Source organism: Chitinophagaceae bacterium C216 (genome assembly GCA_028485475.2).
Taxonomy (GTDB): domain Bacteria; phylum Bacteroidota; class Bacteroidia; order Chitinophagales; family Chitinophagaceae; genus Niabella; species Niabella composti.
This window is the reverse complement of the sequence record CP144143.1, coordinates 648,699-663,804: the sequence shown is the minus strand read 5'-3', so window position 1 is coordinate 663,804 and position 15,106 is coordinate 648,699. Positions and strand designations below refer to the sequence as shown.

Here is a 15,106-nt window from a genome sequence, read left to right as displayed (position 1 = left end):
CATTGTAAATCGTAAAAAACCATATTAGATGAGAAAATTCGCGTTGGCCATTTTTGTTTGTGCTTTTCTATCCTGTGAGAATCAGTCTTCCGGAGACAACGATAGCGATATGTCTTTATCAGATAGTCTTCTTTCAGAAGTTCTGGCCGGACACGACGTGGCTATGCCAAAAATGGCAAAACTAAATCGGTTGCTAAAGCAGGCACAATCGGAGTATGATTCGCTTAAAAATCTCCCGCGTACAGAAGTGCATAAAAAAAGAATGGCATTGTTAGACAGTACTATAAAAGACCTAAACTATGCCGATGCCGCCATGAACGAATGGATGGACGGCTTTAAGTACGACTCATTAAAGAATGATGAAACCCAACGCCAAGCTTATTTGAGAGTGCAACTGACCTCGGTAAATAAAATGAAGGATGTTGTACTTTCCAGTATCGCCAAAGCCGATTCGGTATTATCTAGTAAATAACTGAATAGAAAAAATAAAGCCCGCGAGTTGCGGGCTTTTATGCTTTTATTGCTTAGCTGTTGCGGAATCTATTTCCTTACACAGTGCATCAAAAATTTCGTCTATCGAACCTTCACCAAAGATTGGCTTAAATTTACCTTGCTCTTTATAATAAGCCGCTACTGGAGCGGTATCGTTGCTATATACTTGGAATCGCTTTCTGATTACTTCTTCACTGGTATCATCGGACCTTCCAGAGGTTTTTCCTCTTTCGAGCAATCTTCTTACCAACTCGTTTTCGTTTACCTCCAATGCTAACACCAGATTAATTCCGGTAGCCTTTTCCACCAATAGCTTATCCAAAGCTTCTGCCTGTTTAAGTGTACGAGGGAATCCGTCAAATAAAAAGCCGGTGGCTCCTGTATTTTTCTCTAGGCAATTATTAATAATGCCTATTACGACCTCGTCAGGTACCAGCTGACCACTGTCCATTATTTTTTTGGCTTCAAGTCCCAGCGGCGTCTGATTAGCAATTTCGTTTCTTAACAGATCGCCGGTGGAAAGATGTACCAGCTTATATTTTTCAATTAATTTTTGTGCCTGAGTGCCCTTACCACTACCGGGCGGTCCAAATAGAACTAAATTAAACATTTACGCAATTTTAATTTGATGTAAGTGAACAAATATACTGTATCATCGGATAATTTCATTAGTTGATGGACCTTTTATTGTAATTTTATTATATAAATAGGTTTTTTCTATACAATTTCTAATAATAAGATTTAATGCAAAACTTTTTTCAATTCGGATTTGTTTAATAAATATGAAATCGTCTGCGATTATATTGATTCTTATAGGTTGTTTTTTTCATCAATGCCAATCGCAAACGAAATCTTCTCATCCTAAAGACACAACCATCATGGATAAATCAAAAAATCCGGTTTACTCCCGTACCGATACTACCCCGGTAAAACTGAGTAATGAAGAATGGCAGAAGATTCTATCACCGGAGGTGTATTATATAGCTCGACAAAAAGGTACGGAACGTCCTTGGACCAGCAAATTTGAGAATTTTAAAGAGGTAGGTACTTATTATTGTGCCGCCTGCGGCAATCCCTTATTTAAAAGCGATACTAAATTTGATAGCGGCTGTGGCTGGCCTAGCTTTTATGAGCCGATTAGCAAAAACAGTGTAATCTATCTGGAAGACCGCTCGCATGGTATGATTCGTACCGAAGTACAATGCGGTCGCTGCCAAGCGCATTTAGGACATGTATTTGACGACGGTCCGCCCCCAACCGGATTGCGCTATTGTATCAATGGCGTTATTCTCGACTTTGAAAAAGCGCAGGATATCGAAAAAGAATACAAACAACAACAGAAAAAGTCTTAAGCACTTTATGGTGTCACACAATAGTTTTGTGGGAAATCCTGTTTAGCAATAGACAGGATTTTCTTTTTTCTTCTACCGTACCAGATATAAAACCCGGTAACAGGAAGGCTGGCTGCAATCAAACTTGCAAAAAACACCAGCAGTTTGCCCGGAAAGCCCAGTATGGCCCCCACATGAATATCGTAATTCATCCGCTGAATCTTATCGGCCAAAGAAGCATCCTTAAACTTGCCCGCCCAAATACCTTCTGCAGGCAATTCCTTTCCGGTGTATTGGTCATAATGATAAAAATCGACGTTATAATAACTGTCCAAATTATGGTTAACAAAGCCTTCCAATGCATCTGTTTCATCTTGTGGAAACACAATCCCCACCTTATTGTCGCTTCGTTTTTGCTGCATTAGCTCCAGCCATACAGTATTAACAACTTGTGAACGATCTGCCGAAAGAGCCAATGCGCTATCCGATACAGGATGCTCATGAGGAGGCATCGTTTGGCCTCCGGAAGAAACAAAATAAACAGAGCGGGCAAACCACTGGAATCCCATAATTAGTCCGGTAATGGCAAGAAAAATAGCCACCCAGGTCATATAAAATCCTAGCACATTGTGCAAATCGTAGTTTTTCCGTTTCCATCGGGTGGAGGGCTTCCACTTAAATTTAAACCGCTGACGAGCTGCCGCTTTGTTTCGCGGCCACCACAACACTACACCTGTAATCATCAATATCAGAAAAATAAGTGTTGCTGTTGAAACGATAATTCTTCCCGGCTTTCCCATCCACAATTCGTAATGGCCCATGGTAATAATGCGAAAGAAGTCTTTTCGCATATTCTTCACCTTCTGCACATGGCCAGTGTAAGGATTAATGAAAACCTGATAGTAAACGCTGTCATCATAATAATAAGCTAAGGCCGCATCGCGAGGACCCAGATACTCGAGTATTATAGTTTCTTTTCCGTTCAGATACTTATCCACCGAATCTTTCAATACAGTAGGAGGTAGATATTTTGTTCCCGGATTTTCTACATATCTAAACTGCTCCACCGCACGAGTGATTTCTCGCTCAAATGCAATCAAACAGCCGGATATTCCCAACCAGAAGACAATAAGGCCGGAAGCGAGTCCCAGCCATAAATGAATTTTTCCTATTGCCTTTTTTATTCTCATCTCCTACACCTATTCAGTTTAAAATCTATACGTTACGGATACTCTAAAGTTTCTGGGAGGGTCCACCTGCCAAGAATAAGCTGCTACATTATAATCGGGATAATTCCAGTACTGGGTATAATAAGAGCCGCTGTACAGATATTTATCCAGAATATTAAACACATTGGCGGTTACGGATACTTTTTTACAACTCCAGAATAGTCCACCATCCAGTTTAAAATAATCGCCCATATTGCGTTCGGGATGATCCATGCTATAGCCCCATCCTACACGTCCAGCTAGATAAGTAAATCCTCCATTGATGCCGAAGCCTTTAAGCGGTCCTCTTTGAAGAGTGTAGGTGAGCCAAGTGTTTACCGTATTTTTTGCAAAACTGGGAACATATTCACCCTTTTTAAGCGTGGTAACTCCTTCGGCCACTTTGGTCACTTCACTGATTGTATAAGCATAGTTAGCGATAGCAGTAAATCCGGGAAGAATTTCTCCTCTTAAGTCGAACTCAAATCCTTTCGCCTCTTTCTCGCCAATTACAATACTATAGTTTTCGTTAGCGGCATTGGAGGGATCTGCCGTAAGCTCGTTTTTCTTTAGGATACGATAGGCAGCAAGTGTGGTATTCCATTTTCCGCCAAACCAGTCTTTTTTAATGCCCAGCTCTATATTATTACCCGTAATGGGTTTGGCTGTTTCGCCGCTGCGCAATATTCCGGATTGCGGGGTAAATGCTTGGTCGAACAAAGTGTACACATATGCATTTCCGGGCAGAGAGTAGCTGATACCTGCACGTGGAGTAAAATGTGCTTTCTGATAAGGTGCTCCACCCCACTGATATTGTTTTAAATAGCCAAAACGACCGGCCAGCGTTACACGCAGTTTATTTTGAAAAAAGCCTAACTCATCTTGTGCATATCCGCTAACATACTCCTGCCCCATAGTGCCGCCACCGGCTTTGGCGCGCTGAGATAAAGGAAGCGAACGATCGAATTGCGGATATCCGTTGGCAGGAGCTCCATAATCGGGATTATTTACATCAAATGGCTTATCAGGAGTGTCGAGAGGGAAGGACTGACTCCAATCGGCTTCATAATCCTTTTTCCCAGCATCAATCCCTAACAACAGTCTGTGACGAATGGCGCCAGTTTGCACTTCACCGTTTACAAAAGCCTGTCCTAATTTCATATTGCTGCGTGCATCCCAAATACCATAGCCTCTGATTATTTGGTTCGGGCTGAGTGTTCCATCAATTACGCCATCATAATCCAAATCATAGTCTCCGGGTCCTACGGCTGTAGGCCAGCTATTGCCCCCTGTTTGATCGTAATAAAAATAAGCCCCTTGAATAGTCAGCTTCCAGTTTTGAGCCAATTGTTGCTGATAATTGAGATAGATGCTGTGATCATTGATTTTGGAAGGTTCTGTTCCAGGCTGCGCCAGTGTAAAGTTTCTGGGCAAAGAAGCAAAACCATTGGGAGAAAATACGTAATAGGATCCTACATCTGTCATCTTCGCATGCTGGAGTGTATACTCTAGTGTCAGCTTTGATTTCTCAGAAAATGCATAACTGAATACGGGAGCCACAGATATACGGTCGTTATGCTCAAAGGGACGGAAAGAGCCTTTTTTCTGATAAGCACCGTTAAAGCGGAACAACAGTTTTCCATCGGCAGTCAACTTTCTATCCAGATCAATCGTTCCTCTGTACAAATCGTAACTGCCCACCGCAAAGGACACTTCTCCTTTATTCTCTCCAGTAGGTTTTTTCGTAACTACATTGTATAACCCTCCCGGTTCACCGGTTCCCAGCATGAATCCTGCTGGGCCTTTTACAAATTCCACGCGCTCTACCATGCTCATGTCTTCTGTAAGAGGGCCCCAAGAAGAGTTTACCACATTAAATCCGTTGCGAAAAGCCTGCACACGCGAACCACGCATATTTACGTTGGTATATAAATCACCCCAGTGCTCCGCACGAAGTAATCCGCTAACATTCCGCAACAATCCGTCGCTGGTGCTTATAATCTGCTGTTCTGACAATACTCTTCCAGTAATCACCTGTACATTTTGTGGTAACTCCAGTAAAGGAGTCTGCACGCGTAAGGAGCTTGAGGCTGTTTGTGTATGCAGCCCGTTTTTGCGTCCGGTTACAATAACCTCGCTTAACTCCCGAGCATTTACTCCAAGCACTATGGATATAGAAGTGGTAGCTCCTTCTGTAACAACAGCTTCTTTTTCCACATCATTATATCCCACCAAAGAAACTTTCAAGGTATAATTTCCCGGATTCAGTTTGTTAAAGCCAAAGCGGCCTCTAGCATTGGCCGCTGTTGCGTAATCTGTTCCCACAATCACAATCGTCACACCTTCTGCGGGTTGATTATCTTCGGTAACAACAGTCCCTGTAATTTTTCCAAATCCTGTTTGAGCGAAAACCTCCAAACTAATTAGTGATATCCACACCAAAGCCAAAAAGTAAACTATGTTTCTCATGAATCATTTATTTGAGGCGCAAAAATAGCAGCACTCATCTTCGTCATATTTACGAAATGCGGAAAAAATCATAATTCTTAGTAACTGTTGACAGTTTTCTGACAAATAAGACGTCTTATGACATTGACATTGTTTTTATATATTTGAAAAAACGATTTGCATGAATAGCCGTAGAAAATTTATTTATCAGACATCAGCGCTTGCCCTTGGGTCGTTAGCCCTTCAGTCTTTCAATTCCAAAAATTTTTCCTTCATCAATAAGAGCGCTTCGGATACTATTAAGATTGGCGTTATCGGAATAAAAGGTATGGGGTGGTCCAATACGCAGTCCATCCTAAAAGTGCCGGGGACCCAAATTGTAGCACTATGCGATGTGGATAAATCCGTTCTGGATGAAAGGATGACGGAGCTGCAGAAAAAAAACATTGATACCAGCAAAATCAAAACTTATGGTGATTACCGAAAGCTCCTGGAAAATAAAGACGTGGATGTAGTAATCATTGGTACTCCGGACCACTGGCATGCTCTAATGATGATTGATGCCGTAGCTGCAGGAAAAGATGTATATGTAGAAAAGCCTGTAGGTAACTCTATTGAAGAATGTAAGGCCATGGTGGCGGCACAAAAAAAGTACAATCGCATTGTGCAGGCCGGACAATGGCAACGCAGCCAGCAACATTTTAGAGAGGCTGTTGAATTTGTTCAAAGCGGCAAACTGGGTAATATCAGGACCGTGAAGGTGTGTTGCTATCAAGGCTGGATGAAACCTGCACCTGTGGTACCTGACAGTGCTCCTCCTCCCGGTGTAGACTATAAAATGTGGCTGGGCCCGGCCAAAACAAGGCCCTTCAACAGCAGTCGCTTTCATTTTAACTTCCGCTGGTTCTGGGATTATGCAGGAGGATTGATGACGGACTGGGGTGTACACTTAATGGACTACGCACTTCTGGGTATGAAAGCATCACTTCCCAAAACAGTAAGCGCATTGGGAGGAAAATTTGCCTATCCCGAACTGGCACAGGAAACACCCGATACACTCACCGCACTTTATGAGTTTGACGGCTTCAACATCATCTGGGACCATGCCATGGGTATTGATAACGGCAATTACAACCGCGACCACAGCATCGCCTTTATCGGCAACAACGGAACGCTGGTACTAAGCCGTGGTGGCTGGGAAGTGATTGAAGAAAAACGCAGCGAAAACAAAGTGCTGGTACCTTTCAAAGGCAGGTCTGACAACGGATTGGATAAGCACATGGAAAACTTTGTTGAGGTGCTGCGCTCTCGCAAACAATCAGACCTGAACTGTTCCATTGAAGCCGGAGCCCATATTGCCACTGTGTGTCAAATTGGAAACATCGCTTTCAGAAGTGGCCAGAAATTAGTGTGGGACAAGGCCGCAGGTAAGTTTACTGATGAAAAAATCAATCAGCAATACCTCATGGCTCCTTATCACAACGGTTACAAACTGCCTAAAATTTAATCAGGCTTACTGAGTAAGCAGCTGATAAATCGTTACAGACTGAAATTGCTCGCCAGGGGATAAGACGGTTGATGGAAAGTTGGGATGATTGGGTGCGTCCGGGAAGTGTTGGGTTTCAAAACAAAATGCTTCCCGGGCATTAATAGGTTTTCCGTTACGATCCTTATCTACACCTTTCAAAGTGTTTGCGGTAAAAAACTGTATCCCGGGCTCGGTAGTAAAAACTTTCATTAATATCCCGGTTTTGGGACTGTAGGCTGTTGCGGCCAATTCGGGTGTTTTACCGCCTTTTTGTTTGTTCAAAACAAAATTGTGATCAAACCCACCTCCATATTTTAATTGCGGATGAGGTGCATCTACTACACTGCTGATAATAGTGGGCTTTCTTAAATCAAATGGAGTATTGGTTACCGGTACAATTTCTCCGGTAGGAATCATCGCTTCGTTAACGGGAGTGTAATGATCCGCATTGATATATACCTGATATCCGGTTACCGAACCTCCTCCTTCGAGATTAAAATAGCTATGATTAGTAAGATTTAGAACAGTCTTCTTATCCGTTTCGGCAGTATAGGCAATTTTTAACTCATTTTGATCATTGAGCGAAAAAGTTATCTGCACTTTTAGATTTCCTGGAAATCCGTTCTCCCCGTCTTTTGAAAGATAGGCAAGGGTTACTGCGCGATCTGACTTTTCCACCCAGTCCCAAACCTGTTCGTTAAAACCATTAGGGCCTCCATGAATATTGTTTCCGTTATTGTTGAGTGGTAGCTGATAGGTAGTGCCATCTAGTGTAAATTGTCCTTTTGCCATACGATTGGCATATCTTCCTACAGTAGCTCCATAATTTCGGCCCACAGCCTGAATGTATGCATCAATCGAATTAAATCCCACTACTACGTCTACAGGGTTTCCTGTTTTGTCGGGAACAATGACACTTACCAAACGTGCTCCAAAATTGGTAATGGCCACCGTCATGCCCTTCTTATTTTTCAGAAAAGCAATCCCGGTTTTTTTACCATTTATTTCTTTTTCAAACTTTTGAGGATTGAGATAAGGATGGGGTACGCTTTGCGCATGCATCACTAATGTCCACAACAAACTGGCTAAAACGCCTGATAAACGCAATATAAATCCGGATTTTACGGCAAGCAATTTATTTTTCATATCGGCAATATACACAATCGCATTTACAAGAACCTGCAATATCTATTTATTCTGTTCTCTCACTGGCTTGTCCACAAAGAATTTTATCAAAATTGTTGATGTTGAGAATGTTATACGCTGATAAAGGACTTCTTTTGCCACAAAAGCACTTGGAAAAATCCGATTCCGTCAAAATGTTAAATACCAGCTATCTTTGCAGCCTATTTGAATTTAAGAGTATATGAGTGTGCAACAATTATCGGAACAAGAAATTATCAGAAGAGAAAAATTGCAAAAATTAAGGGCTGCCGGTATTGATCCTTATCCCGCACCCTTATTTCCGGTAACTCACTATTCCGAAGATATTAAAAAGAACTTTTCTGAAGAGACCAAAGATCAGTTCGCGGAAGTAAGTGTCGCCGGCCGTATCATGAGCATCAATGATAAGGGCAAGGTGTTTTTTATAAAAATTCAGGATAAACAGGGCATTTTTCAATTATACGTAAAACGGGATGAGCTATATCCCGGTGAGGATAAAAGTGAGTGGGATACACTGGTAAAGCACGGATTGGATTTGGGTGATTTTATCGGAGCTTCTGGATATGTATTTATTACTAAAACCGGAGAAACCTCTCTGCACACAAAACAACTTACGCTTTTGGCCAAATCTTTAAAACCGTTACCGGTTGTAAAGCGCGATGAGCAGGGAAATGTATTCGACGAAGTCACCGACCCAGAATTCCGTTATCGTCAGCGTTATGCCGATTTGGTTATTAATCCTTCGGTAAAAGAAGTTTTTGTAAAACGCACAAAAATGATCAACTCCATCCGCGAGTTTTTGAACGAACGCGGAGCTTTGGAGGTAGATACTCCGGTTCTACAATCTATTCCGGGTGGTGCTGCTGCAAGACCATTTATTACCCATCACAATGCCTTAGATATTCCTTTCTATCTGCGTATTGCTAATGAATTATATCTAAAACGCCTGATTGTGGGTGGCTTTGACTGGGTATACGAGTTCAGCCGCAACTTCAGAAACGAAGGAATGGACCGTACGCACAATCCAGAGTTTACCGTTTTGGAATTCTATGTGGCCTATAAGGATTATTTCTGGATGATGGAAACTACCGAACAACTTTTGGAAAAAGTAGCGCTGGATGTGAACGGTACCACCGATGTTACTGTGGGTGATAATACTATTTCTTTCAAAGCACCATTCCCGCGTGTATCCATTTATGATGCTATTAAAGAGCACACCGGCATTGATATCAGCAATATGGATGAAGCCGCATTGAGAAAAGTTTGTAACGACTTAGGCATTCATGTGGATAATACCATGGGTAAAGGAAAATTGGTGGACAAAATCTTCGGTGAAAAATGTGAACACCACTACATTCAGCCCACATTCATCATCGATTATCCTGTAGAAATGAGCCCACTTACCAAAAAACACCGTTCAAAAGCCGGACTGGTAGAACGTTTTGAGCTGATGGTAAACGGTAAAGAGATTGCCAATGCATACAGTGAGCTGAACGACCCACTGGAACAACGCGAGCGTTTCGAAGAACAGGCAAAATTGCTCGAGCGCGGCGATGAAGAGGCCATGTATATCGATTACGATTTTTTGCGTGCTCTGGAATACGGTATGCCTCCAACTGCGGGAATCGGTTTTGGAATCGACAGATTATGTATGTTGATGACCAATCAATCATCGATACAGGATGTACTATTCTTCCCTCAGATGAGACCCGAAAAGATGGATTAATCAAAAGTGCTTCGGATAATACTAAAAAGCACTCTTTAACCGGAGTGCTTTTTTATTTTTACATTGATTGCTTGCTTCAACGTTTGAGAAACATTTAATCTCTACATTCGTTGTATAAATAAATATCTTTTATCATGAGACGAATATTTGTCATTGTATCCGTTCTCTCCATTATCATTTCGCTTTTACTGTCGATTTATATCAGTAAAAACTGGTATGTGGTCTTTGCTGCCGTGTTTGTGCTTTCGTGCTTAGGCTATTACGACATGTTACAAACGCGCCACAGTATCCGCCGTATTTATCCGCTATTTGGCCGGCTGCGTTATGTAATGGAAGAATTGCGCCCTAAGATTTATCAGTATTTCATTGAATCGGATATTGACGGTAGACCCTTGAACAGAGTGGATCGTTCTACCGTGTACCAACGTGCTAAGCTGGACAATGACACCATGCCCTTTGGTACACAGCTGGATGTATATGCACCGGGGTATGAATGGATTTGTCATTCCGTAGCTCCAGTAGATTTTAAGCAGCTGGACCATAATCCGAGAGTTTTGTTTGGAAATAAAGATTGCAAACAACCGTATAACGGAAGTATTCTCAATATTTCTGCCATGAGTTATGGTTCGCTGAGCTCCAATGCTATTGAGGCGATGAATGGCGGCGCTAAAATTGGGGGCTTTGCTCATAACACCGGCGAAGGAGGTCTTAGTGATTATCATTTAAAACAAGGCGGAGACTTGATTTGGCAAATAGGTACCGGTTATTTCGGCTGCAGGGATGAACATGGTAATTTCTCTCCGGAATTATTTGCCGAAAAAGCAAAGATTCCAAACGTGAAGATGATAGAAATAAAAATTTCGCAAGGCGCCAAACCGGGCCATGGGGGTATTTTGCCGGCGAGCAAAAACACACCCGAAATAGCAAGAATTCGTCATATTGTTCCGGGAACAACGGTTGAGTCGCCCCCCTATCATACTGCATTCTCTTCTCCGAAGGAGCTCATACAATTTATCAAACAACTAAGAGAATTATCGGGCGGAAAGCCTGTTGGATTCAAATTATGTATCGGTCATAAGAGCGAGTTTATGGCAATTTGCAAGGCTATGATAAATGCCGATACTTATCCTGATTTTATAACCGTAGACGGGGGAGAGGGAGGAACTGGTGCGGCTCCGCAGGAGTTTTCTAACTATGTAGGAGCACCTTTATTAGATGGTTTGGCTTTTGTGGATGATGTATTAAGAGGATTAAACATCAGGCATCACATAAAAATTATTGCATCAGGAAAAATTACTACCGCCTTCCATATTGCACGGGCTGCAGCCTTGGGGGCTGATGCCTGCAACTGTGCACGCGCTATGATGCTGGCCGTAGGTTGTATACAAGCGCTGTTGTGCAATACCAACCGGTGTCCGACCGGCGTGGCTACACAAGATCCAAAACTTACGAAAGGCTTAGTGATAGACGATAAAAAATATCGTGTAGCTAATTATCATAAAAACACAGTGAAAGCCTTTGTAGAACTAATGGCTGCCGCCGGATTGAGAAGCATGGATGATATCACACGCTCGCACGTGTACAGAAGAGTATCGCTTACCGCCATGTACACATTCGAAGAAATATTTCCATCGGTAAGAGAAGGATGTTTTCTCGAAGGTGATATACCTGAAAAGTATAAAAGAGACTTCTTAATGGCCGATGAAAATCATTGGGGTGTACATTCTGTGGGAAGCTGGAGCGAAGCTACTGGTTATAACAAGATAACTGCGGGCTAATATCCTATAAACTTTAAGGCATCCGGAAGCTTGTGGTTTTTGATATAGTTAGGACCACAAAGCTTCCGGATTTTTTATATTGTTTTTAATCTCTCCGATGTTAAATATTAAAAAAGTTTCTGCCCTTTTAACAATTTATCATATCGGTGTAAGGCTTCGAGGAAGTAATAGTCGGCATATACCAAGGGAACATCAATTTCAGAATTATGCGGAATACTCCCAACACAATGTTTTAAAATAAAATTGCCATTGGTTCCGGGTTTAGCCCTGTATGCATCCGAAGACAAGGAACGCAGAATTTTCACGGCCATGGCTTTATACTGCTTGCTTTTCGATGCATCCGCATAAGTACTTAATTCAAGCAATGCAGAGGCTGTTATTGCCGCGGCCGATGCGTCTCTGTACAAGACAGAAATATTTCTTGCATTGGAGCGAGCTCCAGGCGTAAACCCTTGTTCATAAGCATTAAAATCCCAATAAGGAATACCATCTTCTGGCAAGTTCTTATTATTGACAAAATAATCGGCCAATCCTATAGCTTGATTTAAAAAGCGCGGATCACCCGTTTCGCGATAAGTCATCGTAAAGCCATAAATAGCCCAGGCCTGACCCCGACTCCAAGTAGAATTGTCGGCATATCCTTGTGCAGTTTGCTTGGTAAGCACTTTGCCGGTTGTACTGTCGTAACATACTACGTGATAAGAACTGTTATCAGGTCTGAAATGATTTTGCATTGTTGTTTCAGCATGTTTAATTGCTATTTTTCTGAAATGGTCATCCCCCGACACCTTGGAAGCAAAAAACAGCATTTCCAAATTCATCATATTATCAATAATCACAGGAAAATAAAATTCATCCGTATTATGCCAAGACCTAAATACATTCCACGATTTAATAGAGCCTGTGGTTTCATTAAATCGCGTACTTAAAGATTTTGCTCCATTGATGAGCAACTGCTTATATTTTTCATTTTTGGTTATTCTGTAAGCATTGCCATAGCTACAGTACATCATGAATCCCAAATCATGATGTCTTGTAAAAGTTTGCAGGGGTTCCAATTTTTCGGTCCATTTTAAAGCTTCGGCCTTTAACGTCTCGTCTTTTGTGTGTTCATATACATACCACAAACTGCCGGGAAAGAATCCCGATGTCCAATCGTACATATTTGTGGTAACTAATTTTTCTTCTTTATTTATCGTGCGCGGATAAGCCCCTCTTTCTGCATCGAATTTTTCATTAGCCGTCTTCAGTAGTCCTTTCAGCATTACGGAAGCATGCGAAAAGTTTTCCTTCACGAACTCATCAGCTAATGCGGTTTGGGATTGCTTTTTTGCAACACAAGCAGAAAAAACAATAACAAAGGATAATGCAATTACAATCGTTTTTTTGTACATATACTGTATTGGATTTTTTTATAAAAAATTGCGGCTTTTGTAAAAAGCCTATCTGTTTTCTTGGTTTGGGTTATTTATTTTTTTTGAATCGTATAAACATATTTTCCTTTTATGTGAGTGGATTTGGCTACTAATTTTATCCGATATAACTCCTTACCCCAGACAGAAGAAAGCTTCTTATCTGTAAGTTCGATTGTATCCACTTCCACATCAAATTGTTGATAAGGATAGTGCAGTATTACTTCTTTGCCTTCTTTACGTAAGCTGATAATTCCTTTTTTAACGGTATCTGGTTTTGCAGCTACAAGAAAGTTGATGATGTGAGGTTGTTTTGTTGTTGTAAGTTCAAAAGCATCTTCTATCTTCAATTCTTTGGAAGACAAAGTATACGTTCTATACCATGTTTTAACTGCTGCTTCTTTTGGATAAGCCTTACTAATATCTAAACTAAATCTATTATAGCGATTATCAAAACGGGCATCAGAAGATTTATAGTTTGCCCCGTTAAGCTGAGCAAACCCATTAATAGTGGGCAAATTGTGATAATTGCTTTGCATCGTCCAGATAGAATATCGCTCACTGCCGAATGTTTGTCTCATATAAGTACCCACGCCGGCATCCACAAAAAATGGAATCGTATCTACATATAAAGAAAAAGTTCCTACGTCGTTGTGATTATGGCTTTCATTATTATGTCCTCCTTTTGCAGCTAGAAAATAGTGGACGTTTTTAACATATAAAAATTCGGTTTGCGGATACCATGTATAAGAAGCCGTAGGCAGTGAAGGCGCTGTATTGATCACTTCTTTATTATGAGCAATACTTTCAAGTATGCGAAATACATCTCTGAATTCTTTAGGCTTTAAATTATCTCTACTTTCTTTTATTAGATAGGATGCAAAGGCTGTCATTTCCTTACTATTCACGGCTTTTCCATAGCGATAAATAAGCGCTGCATCGCCGCCGCCTCTTGCCGTAGCATCCGCAAAGTTCACAACCCAACCATTCCCCACATAGCTCCGACAAATGTATTCTCCCATATTTTTTATTAGCGGTTCATGAAAAATCGATATTTGTCCGCCTGTAATGTTGTGTAGGAATTGTAAATAATCATATAGCTTGCCTGCAGCGTGTCCCCAATACGAAGGTCCTTCTTCACAGGCGCCATCTTCATGAACATAATTTATGAACCGGTCTACGGAACGCATGGTTTTATACACCGCCTGTGCCAGTTTTTCTTGATCTTCTTCCATTAAAGCAAAAGTTTGGAGCACGTTACTATTGCACCACACATTCCAATTATTCACCAACTGCGATGGATTGGTACTAAAGCCCATCCACCAAAAGCGATCGGTTTCCATATAAGGATCTAAAACCCGCTTTTTAATTTCAAATCTTATACGTTCGCTGATGAGTTTGTTTTCTTTATCAAATTCTTCTTTCAAAAAATAGTGAATCCAGGACAGCATAGACCCTACATCTCCTACAAACAGATCGATTATGTTCTGCTGATGATCGGGAAACCTTTTATTATTGCCCTGTTGTAAAGAAAGATGGGCCGATAAAGACCATGTAGTCATTTCACAAAGAGCAAACACACCATTGATAAGCTGATCCATAAATCGCTTGTTACCTTCAGCCATTTCTGCAAGAAATAATGTAGATATGGCTTTGAGGTTTTTATTAAAAGGTTCTTCCATTATCGTACGCGAATCGCTTCGAGAATATTCCAAATAATCCGTAGCCTTAACAATAAGCCACTGATAGGTCAAATATTTTTCCCCTTCTTGGATGAGATCTTGTTTATAATCTCCTAAAAAAAGATTCCAAGCATTCCGGTCGCGATATGCGGGATAGGGCATCCACTTTTCTTTAGCAAGCAATACTTTTTTTACAAAATTTACATCGCCTTGTTGTTGTAGCAAATTACGAGGTTCGCCGGCTTGCACACGTCCGGTAATCCATACTAAAAGGCAAAGCAATACGCAATTTCTTTTAAAAAAGTAGAGTAAATTCACAATAAAATCTTTTTAGGAA

Annotated in this window: 11 protein-coding genes; 5 read left to right on the top strand and 6 right to left on the bottom strand. The window is 41.2% G+C overall.

The annotated features are described in order from the left end of the window. The first annotated feature begins 28 nt into the window (after positions 1–28). Positions 29–472, top strand: coding sequence for a viral A-type inclusion protein (locus PIECOFPK_RS02725; RefSeq protein ID WP_330974821.1), 444 nt, complete (start codon positions 29–31; stop codon positions 470–472). A 45-nt stretch (positions 473–517) separates the two neighbouring features. Here the strand turns inward: PIECOFPK_RS02725 and PIECOFPK_RS02720 are convergent, their stop codons facing one another. Then, the gene (locus PIECOFPK_RS02720; protein ID WP_409966463.1) at positions 518–1,102 is read right to left on the bottom strand and encodes an adenylate kinase; all 585 of its coding nucleotides are present in this window, start codon (positions 1,100–1,102) and stop codon (positions 518–520) included. A 268-nt stretch (positions 1,103–1,370) separates the two neighbouring features. On the opposite strand from PIECOFPK_RS02720, the gene msrB reads away from it, so the two are divergent. Next, on the top strand, positions 1,371–1,844 hold the full coding sequence (gene msrB / locus PIECOFPK_RS02715) for a peptide-methionine (R)-S-oxide reductase MsrB (protein ID WP_409966462.1): 474 nt from the start codon (positions 1,371–1,373) through the stop codon (positions 1,842–1,844). Positions 1,845–1,849: 5 nt separating this feature from the next. Here msrB and PIECOFPK_RS02710 read toward each other — a convergent pair whose 3' ends face one another. Both PIECOFPK_RS02710 and PIECOFPK_RS02705 read right to left on the bottom strand, forming a co-directional pair. Further along, positions 1,850–3,013, bottom strand: coding sequence for a PepSY-associated TM helix domain-containing protein (locus tag PIECOFPK_RS02710; RefSeq protein ID WP_409966461.1), 1,164 nt, complete (start codon positions 3,011–3,013; stop codon positions 1,850–1,852). A gap of 18 nt (positions 3,014–3,031) precedes the next feature. Beyond that, positions 3,032–5,500, bottom strand: a complete 2,469-nt coding sequence (locus PIECOFPK_RS02705) for a TonB-dependent receptor (protein ID WP_330974817.1) — start codon at positions 5,498–5,500, stop codon at positions 3,032–3,034. A 160-nt stretch (positions 5,501–5,660) separates the two neighbouring features. On the opposite strand from PIECOFPK_RS02705, the gene PIECOFPK_RS02700 reads away from it, so the two are divergent. Beyond that, a complete protein-coding gene (locus PIECOFPK_RS02700; protein ID WP_409966460.1) occupies positions 5,661–6,986 on the top strand; it encodes a Gfo/Idh/MocA family protein in 1,326 nt (441 codons plus the stop codon). Positions 6,987–6,992: 6 nt separating this feature from the next. Here PIECOFPK_RS02700 and PIECOFPK_RS02695 read toward each other — a convergent pair whose 3' ends face one another. After that, positions 6,993–8,153, bottom strand: coding sequence for an aldose epimerase family protein (locus tag PIECOFPK_RS02695; protein WP_409966459.1), 1,161 nt, complete (start codon positions 8,151–8,153; stop codon positions 6,993–6,995). A 220-nt stretch (positions 8,154–8,373) separates the two neighbouring features. Between PIECOFPK_RS02695 and lysS the strand changes: the two genes are divergently transcribed. Together lysS and PIECOFPK_RS02685 are read left to right on the top strand one after the other, a co-directional pair. Next, complete coding sequence (gene lysS / locus PIECOFPK_RS02690; protein ID WP_409966458.1) at positions 8,374–9,897, top strand: lysine--tRNA ligase; 1,524 nt, start codon at positions 8,374–8,376, stop codon at positions 9,895–9,897. A gap of 134 nt (positions 9,898–10,031) precedes the next feature. After that, positions 10,032–11,675: an FMN-binding glutamate synthase family protein gene (locus PIECOFPK_RS02685; protein WP_409966457.1), complete on the top strand. Its 1,644-nt coding sequence runs from the start codon at positions 10,032–10,034 to the stop codon at positions 11,673–11,675. Positions 11,676–11,782: 107 nt separating this feature from the next. Here the strand turns inward: PIECOFPK_RS02685 and PIECOFPK_RS02680 are convergent, their stop codons facing one another. Next, the gene (locus PIECOFPK_RS02680) at positions 11,783–13,069 is read right to left on the bottom strand and encodes a glycoside hydrolase family 88 protein (RefSeq protein ID WP_330974812.1); all 1,287 of its coding nucleotides are present in this window, start codon (positions 13,067–13,069) and stop codon (positions 11,783–11,785) included. A 74-nt stretch (positions 13,070–13,143) separates the two neighbouring features. Further along, positions 13,144–15,087, bottom strand: coding sequence for a heparinase II/III family protein (locus PIECOFPK_RS02675; protein WP_409966456.1), 1,944 nt, complete (start codon positions 15,085–15,087; stop codon positions 13,144–13,146). Positions 15,088–15,106 lie beyond the last annotated feature (19 nt).